Genomic DNA, 6605 nt, shown 5'->3' on the forward strand with positions numbered 1-6605 from the left:
GCCGCCGGCGACGGTGACCGTGCCGGCGCGGTGCGGCGTCCACGCGTCGGCGGTGCTCTGCCAGATCGCGGCCGTGCCCGCCGTCAGGCCGGTGAACGTGAGCGTGGTGTCCAGCGGCTCGGTGCCGACGTTGACGAGGACGACGTTCTTGGCCGCGTCGGAGGCGAACACGTGCAGGAGGTCGCTGTCGGCCGTCGCCTGCACCATGGTCGTGCCGAACGGCCTGAACAGGCCCTCGCCGGTGAACATGCCGATGCCGTGGTAAATGGGCAGTGGTTCGCTGCGCTGGATGCCGCCCTCGCCGTTCGTGCTGGTCAGGCCGAGCTGCCCGTTCTTGTCGCCGTACTGGTAGGCGGCGGCCCCTGCGTGCAGGATCTGGCCGAGCGCCGCCGCGCCCCACAGGGTGTTGAAGTGGGCCAATGTACGGTGGCCGTCGGGGTCGTCGAAGTCGGAGTTGAACTCACCGATCTGGATGTCGATCTTGCGGCCGAGCACGGACTCGGCGAGGGCGCTCACCTCCTTGAGGTCCGTCTCGTAGCCCCGGATGACGGATCCCAGCAGGTCCTCGTCGGTGACGGGGTCGGAGCCGTTGCCGTAGTCGTGGTAGTCGAGGAAGTCGACGCGGTCCTTCGATCCCTCCAGGAACGTCCTGATGTAGGAAAGGTCGTTCCAGGCCGTGGCGGGACCGCCGATGCGCACCGCCGGGTCCTGCGCGTCGAGCGCGTCGGTGATCATGTTGAATCGCCGACTGTACTCAGATGCCAACATTTCCGGCTTTTCCGGGGTGCAGGCGCAATTGAGCTCGTTGCCGAGGATGAACCGCCGCACCGGCGTGCCGGCGGCGGCGAAGTGCTGGTAGAGGGCGACCGCGTCGTCGCGGTTGACCTCGGCGCTCTGGCGGCCGTCCACCTGGAGGATGATGACCGGCTCGGCGCCCAGGTCGCGGATGGCTGTGATCCAGGCGTCGCCCGAGACGGTCGTGTCGCACTTGTACCCGCCGCAGACGATCGGGCTGGCGTGGTTGCCCGGCTCCTGGTAGTGCAGCTCGATCCGCATCCGGCCCGCCTTCAGGGTACGCAGGCGCTCGCGATGCTTGGAGTCGTTCGTGATGTACGAGCCGTCGCCGTACCCGGTGATGCCGATGCCGTAGTCGGCGGCGGACAGCGTACGTACCGGCCTGGTGAAGTCCACCGAGACGGCGGCGGCCGCAGCCGCCTCCGCCGGAACCCCCGCCGGCCAGATCGCCGCGGCGGCGGCCAGGCCGCCCGCGAGAGCGGCACGCAGCGCGCGACGCGCCAATGCAGTCATCCTTCTCCTGTCACAAGATCCGTGAGAACCCGTGGATCATGACATATACGGATGACGGCAAAGTGAAATCAGAGACCCTCGACAGGGAGGACCGGTGAGCGGCTCGTCACGGTCACAAATCAGCTCGCCGTTCCGGACTCGCAGCCGCGCGGCTCCCAGGAGTCGTGATCGTCGCGACCATTCCGGCATGCGAAAAGGCGCCCCTGGTCAGGGGCGCCCTTTGCGGAGGGGGCTCAGTTGGCGGGGAGCTTCACCGACAGCTGCTGGGTGACGGGGTTGGCGTCGCTCTCGGACCAGGCGCCGGTGGAGAAGGCGACCGGGTAGTTCTTCTTGCCGACGCCGTGGCCCCACTTGGTGACGACGTAGTCCACCTTGATGTGGCCCTCGCCGTCGACACCGTCGACGCCCAGGGTGTGGGGGTTGAACTTGCCGCCGGTCAGCTCGGCGAACGTCTTGGCGTCCAGGTCGAGCATGACGCCGCTGCCGGAGGGCTCACCGGGACCGCGGTCGCCGACGAAGAAGGGCATCTTCTTACCCTTGTAGATCACGTAACCCTCGGTCATGAGCGGCCAGCTCGGGCTGGCGACCAGACCCTTCTGCATGGGCTTGCCGGCGGCGGGCAGGCCGGTGTCGCCGGCGCGGCCGGAGGAGTCGTCCCAGAAGTACGACGCGGTGGTCGAGCCCTTGAGCACGGCCTTGTGCGTGGTCACGGCCTTCTGGGTGGTGCTGCCGGCGTCGGCGTCAGCGTGCGCCGCGGGCGCACCAACGGCGAGGGCCGTCAGCACGGAGGCGGTGAGCATGGCGTAAGAGCGCAGGCGAGCGGGCATAGGTAAACTAGTCCTTTGTTCGACAACGGGGGCAAGTACGCTCGTAGAGGCACGTAGCCGGGCATCGAGCCGTACAGTCGCAACGTGGAGCGCTGCGGAGTCCAGCGGATCGGATTCCAGAGCCCGGGCGAGTGGTACCTTCCACGTGGGTAAGGTCCAGGTCACTCGCCGGCAACGCTCACTACGCTACGGGCAGGTATCGGACAAAGGCAAACGAAACCCCATGAATCGGACAAAGATCTACGTTCGCGAGTAAAGTGCCTCAGCCGATGTCCTTCCTGGACACGCGCAGAGCGCCTACGGCCATGGGGATTCCGATCCAGGCCAGCGCCGACGTGGCCAGCCTGGCGAGGTCGCCGCCCGAGATGTCGCCGTTCATCAAGGGGTTGGTGGTGCTGTTGAGGTCGAGCCAGCCGGCCAGGACCTCTCCCGCGCGGCCGAGCCGGCCAACCGCGCTCCACAAGATGGGGGTCGCAAGGTAGATCACGATCGCGGCGGGCGCGTTCAGCAGCAGCAGGCCCATGGCCAGTCCCTCGGCGGTCAGGATCACCATCGCGGCGACCCACCCCAGGACGGTGTGCGGCGCGACCTGCCAGGTGGCGGGCACGCCCTGCGCGGCTGCGACGACGGCGGTCACCGGGGCCGCGACCAGCATCGCGAGCAGGCAGGCCGCCACGGCCGCGGCCAGCGGCGGCACGCACTTGGCCGCCAGCACGCGGCCGCGCCTGGGTTCGAGCGTGAACGTGGTCAGCGCGGTGCGGTGGCTCCACTCGCCGGTCATGGTGAGGATGGCGAGGACGGGAAGCAGGGTTCCGAACCCGATCCCGGCCGTTCCGGCCAGAGTGAAGAAGTGAGGGCCCGAGACGAGGCCGCGGGCGACCACGGACCCGAGCCCGATGGTGACCAGGATCGCGGTGAGGATCTTGCTGCTGCGGGTGTCGAAGAGTTTGCGGGTCTCGACCCGTACCAGGGTCATGAAGGAACGGCGGCTGACGCTTTCCGAGGCGGCACGCACGTTGGCGCCCCTGGCGGCGGTGGGGTCGGGTCTGGCGGCGGTGTCGGTCATGAGGCGCTCCGGTCGGCGTTCGCGGTCAGTTCGAGGAAGGTCTGTTCGAGGCCGCGGCCCTGGCTCAGCTCGGCGGCCGTGCCCTGCGCGAGCACCCGGCCGCGCCCGATCATCACGATGTGGTCCGCCACCTGCTCCACCTCGTGCAGCAGGTGGGAGCTGAGCAGCACCGCACATCCCGCCCCGGCCAGGTCGCGCAGCAGCCCGCGCATCCACTGGATCCCTTGGGGGTCGAGGCCGTTGGCGGGCTCGTCGAGGATGAGCGCCCGGGGCCGGCCGAGGAGGGCGTGGCCGATGCCGAGCCGCTGCCGCATGCCCAGCGAGTAGCCGCCCACGGCCCGCCTGCCCTCCTTGCCGGTCAGGCCCACCAGCTCCAGGACCTCGCCCACGCGCGACTTCGGCAGGCCGAGCAGCATCGCGCCCAGAGTGAGGACCTCCCGCCCGGTGCGGCCCGGATGCTGCGCCCCCGCGTCCAGCACCGTGCCCACGTCGAACCCCGGACGGTCCAACTCGGTGTACGGCCGCCCGAGCACGGTCGCCGTACCGGAGGTCGGGCGGCACAGCCCGGCCAAGATGCGCAGCGCGGTGGACTTGCCCGCCCCGTTGGGCCCGAGAAACCCGGTGATGGTGCCCGGCCGCACGGTGAAGGACACGTCGTCGAGCGCTTTCACCCCTTTGTACGCCTTGCTGACGCGCTGAAATTCGATCACCACCTCAGTCCACCGGAAACGCGGCCCGGCCTCATCGGACCTGGGTCGAGCGAGGCGCGCGCCCGGGCTATCGTCATCGCCTCCGATGTAGACCCAGGGCGGTACGGAGATCGACCCAGGTCGCTAAGGCGGCGCCCGGATGGTCTCTAGGCTGAGGTCGTGCAAGAGCCGTCACCCCTCGACAGGATGGGCATCGCGCTGCGTTACCTGGCCGCCGCCCTGCCTCTGCTGTTCTTCTTCGCCGCGCTGATCACGCTCGCCGCCGGGCGCGCCCCTATGACCCAGGACACGGTCATGGGGTTGGTGACCGACATGGCGCTCGGCATGGCCGGGCTCGTCCTGATGTGGTGGCGGCGCCGATGGCCGTGGCAGATCGCGCTGGCGACCGCCGCGCTGACCGTCTACTCCTTCACGGCCCTGGGTCCCGCCCTCGTCTGCTACCTCTCCCTGGCCATGTACCGGCCGTGGCGCCAGTGCGTACCGGTCGGGGTCGTGTTCTGGCTGTGCGTGGCCGGGTCGACCCTGTGGTCCGCCACCGGCGTGCTGACCGTCACCTACGGGGTGGTCGGGGCCGCCGTGCTCGGCGGGCTGACGATCCTGGGCCTCTACCTGCGCGGGCGCCGCGATCTGGCCGCCATGCAGCGGGAGGCCGAGCAGGCCGCGCACCGGCAGCGGGTCGAGCAGGCCCAGCTGGCGGAACGGCTCAAGATCGCTCAGGAGATGCACGACGTCCTCGCGCACCGGATCTCCCTGCTGGCGATGCTCGCCGGCGGCCTGGCCTACCGTACGGACCTGTCCCCCGACCAGACCCGCGAGACCGCCCTCGCGATCCAGGAGAACGCCCACCAGTCGCTGAACGAGCTGCGCGCCGTCCTCGGCACGCTCCGCCGCGACGGCGGCATGGAGGCGCCGCAGCCGACGCTGGCCCACCTGGACGCGCTGTTCGAGGAGGTACGGGCGGCCGGGCAGCAGGTGGAGGTGGACGACGCCATCGACGGGCGCGAACTGCTGCCGACGCAGACGGGGCGGCACGCGTACCGGATCGTGCAGGAGGCGCTGACCAACGCGCGCAAGCACGCGCCCGGCAGCCACGTCCGGGCCGAGCTGGGCGGGCGTCCAGGCGAGGAGCTGCGCATCCGGGTGAGCAACCCCGCCCCGTCCGGCGCGACGGCTGGCCCCGGCGGCCGGCTGGGCCTGGTCGGCCTGGCCGAACGCACCCGCATGGCGGGCGGCACGATCACCCACTCCGTCGCGAACGGCCGTTTCATCCTCGACGCCCGGCTGCCGTGGGAGGCTTGAGGTCATGATCAAAGTCGTGATCGTGGACGACGATCCCATGGTGCGCACCGGCCTGCGCCTCATCCTCGGCGGCGAGCCCGACCTCGACCTGGTGGGCGAGGCCGGCGACGGCAGGCAGGCCATGGCCGTGATCCGCGACCTCAGGCCCGACGTCGTGCTCATGGACCTCCGGATGCCCCACCAGGACGGCCTCACCACCATCGAACTGCTGCTGGGCCGCGCGGCGCCGCCCCGCATCCTGGTGCTCACCACGTTCGACGCCGACGACATGGTGCTGCGCGCCCTCCAGCTCGGCGCCGCCGGCTTCCTGCTCAAGGACACGCCGCCGCCGAAGATGATCGAGGCCGTCCGCACCGTGGCCAGGGGCGAACCGGTGCTGTCGCCGAGCGTGGCGCAGCAGGTGATCGCGGCCGCCACCGGCAGGTACGCGGCCGAGGTGCCGGAGGCGCGGCGGGAGCTGGCCAGGCTCACCGAACGCGAGCGGGAGGTCGCGATCGAGCTGGCCAGGGGCAGCTCCAACGCGGAGATCGCGAAAAGCCTGTCCGTGAGCGTGGCGACCGTGAAGGCCAACATCACCCGCATCTTCGCCAAGCTCGGGACGGACAACCGGGTGCACGTCGCCATGAAGGTCCGCGACGCGGGGCTGCTCTAAACGTTCGATATGATGAACATATGGTTCAACACAACGGTCAGTTGGCTGCGTACCTCGAGGACACGTACCTCATGGAGCTCGCCACGGAGGTGACGGCGGCGGGGCGGCACGACGACGGCGCGGCGTGGGTCGCGGTTCGGCGCAACATCTTCCACCCCCAGGGCGGCGGACAGCCCGCCGACCGCGGCTGGGTCGGCGAGCGCGAGGCCGCTCCCGTCCGCGATCCCGCTACGGGGCTGGTGGTGGTACGGGGCGGCTTCGACGACCTGGCCGTGGGCGACGCCGTCCACACCCGGATCGACGCCGATCTGCGCCTGCTGCACGCGGCCCTGCACACGGCGGGCCACCTCGTCGAGGCGGCCGGGCGCGTCGAGGGCTGGACGATGGCCGGCAGCGTGCACTTCCCCGGTCAGGCGCGGATCGAGTTCACGCCGCAGGACGCCCTGGACGATCGGGACAAGGCTGCCGCCCGGCTGGCCGAGTACGTGGAGGCGGCGGTGGCCGACGACCTGCCCGTCACCGCGGACTACGACGGCGAAGGGCGGCGCATCGTGCGGCTGGGGGACGCGCACGCCGCTCCCTGCGGTGGCACCCACGTACGCAGCCTGGCGGAGCTGGCACACGTTACGATCGCCTCGGTGAAGACGAAGAAGGGGCGCATCCGCGTCTCGTACGACGCCGCGCACAGGCCCCGCCCGTGACCACCGACAACCGGGACCACCGCCCCGCTCCGGATGCTGACC

Annotated in this window: 7 protein-coding genes; 3 read left to right on the forward strand and 4 right to left on the reverse strand. The window is 70.5% G+C overall.

The features are described from left to right. From AB0J09_RS52245 to AB0J09_RS52260, 4 genes are all read right to left on the reverse strand, one after another. Positions 1-1308, reverse strand: a 1308-nt coding sequence (locus tag AB0J09_RS52245; protein ID WP_360709339.1) for a hypothetical protein, incomplete at its 3' end; no start/stop codon positions are given. A gap of 233 nt (positions 1309-1541) precedes the next feature. Beyond that, positions 1542-2135: a hypothetical protein gene (locus AB0J09_RS52250; RefSeq protein ID WP_360709342.1), complete on the reverse strand. Its 594-nt coding sequence runs from the start codon at positions 2133-2135 to the stop codon at positions 1542-1544. 262 nt (positions 2136-2397) lie between these two features. Beyond that, entirely contained in the window at positions 2398-3201 is an 804-nt protein-coding gene (locus tag AB0J09_RS52255) for a hypothetical protein (RefSeq protein WP_360709345.1), read from the reverse strand. After that, a complete protein-coding gene (locus AB0J09_RS52260) occupies positions 3198-3911 on the reverse strand; it encodes an ATP-binding cassette domain-containing protein (protein ID WP_360709348.1) in 714 nt (237 codons plus the stop codon). Before AB0J09_RS52260 ends, AB0J09_RS52255 begins: the two co-directional genes overlap by 4 nt. Positions 3912-4070: 159 nt before the next feature. On the opposite strand from AB0J09_RS52260, the gene AB0J09_RS52265 reads away from it, so the two are divergent. Genes AB0J09_RS52265 through AB0J09_RS52275 form a run of 3 tightly spaced genes read left to right on the forward strand, consistent with a single transcriptional unit; the run spans position 4071 to position 6563 of the window. Continuing rightward, positions 4071-5210 carry a histidine kinase gene (locus AB0J09_RS52265; RefSeq protein WP_360709351.1) on the forward strand — a complete coding sequence of 380 codons (1140 nt, stop codon included), beginning with the start codon at positions 4071-4073 and terminating at the stop codon, positions 5208-5210. 4 nt (positions 5211-5214) lie between these two features. Continuing rightward, positions 5215-5862: a response regulator transcription factor gene (locus AB0J09_RS52270; RefSeq protein ID WP_360709355.1), complete on the forward strand. Its 648-nt coding sequence runs from the start codon at positions 5215-5217 to the stop codon at positions 5860-5862. Between the two features lie 20 nt (positions 5863-5882). Then, a complete protein-coding gene (locus tag AB0J09_RS52275) occupies positions 5883-6563 on the forward strand; it encodes a hypothetical protein (protein WP_360709357.1) in 681 nt (226 codons plus the stop codon). Positions 6564-6605: the final 42 nt, after the last annotated feature.

Source organism: Nonomuraea sp. NPDC049784, assembly GCF_040659615.1.
Taxonomy (GTDB): domain Bacteria; phylum Actinomycetota; class Actinomycetes; order Streptosporangiales; family Streptosporangiaceae; genus Nonomuraea.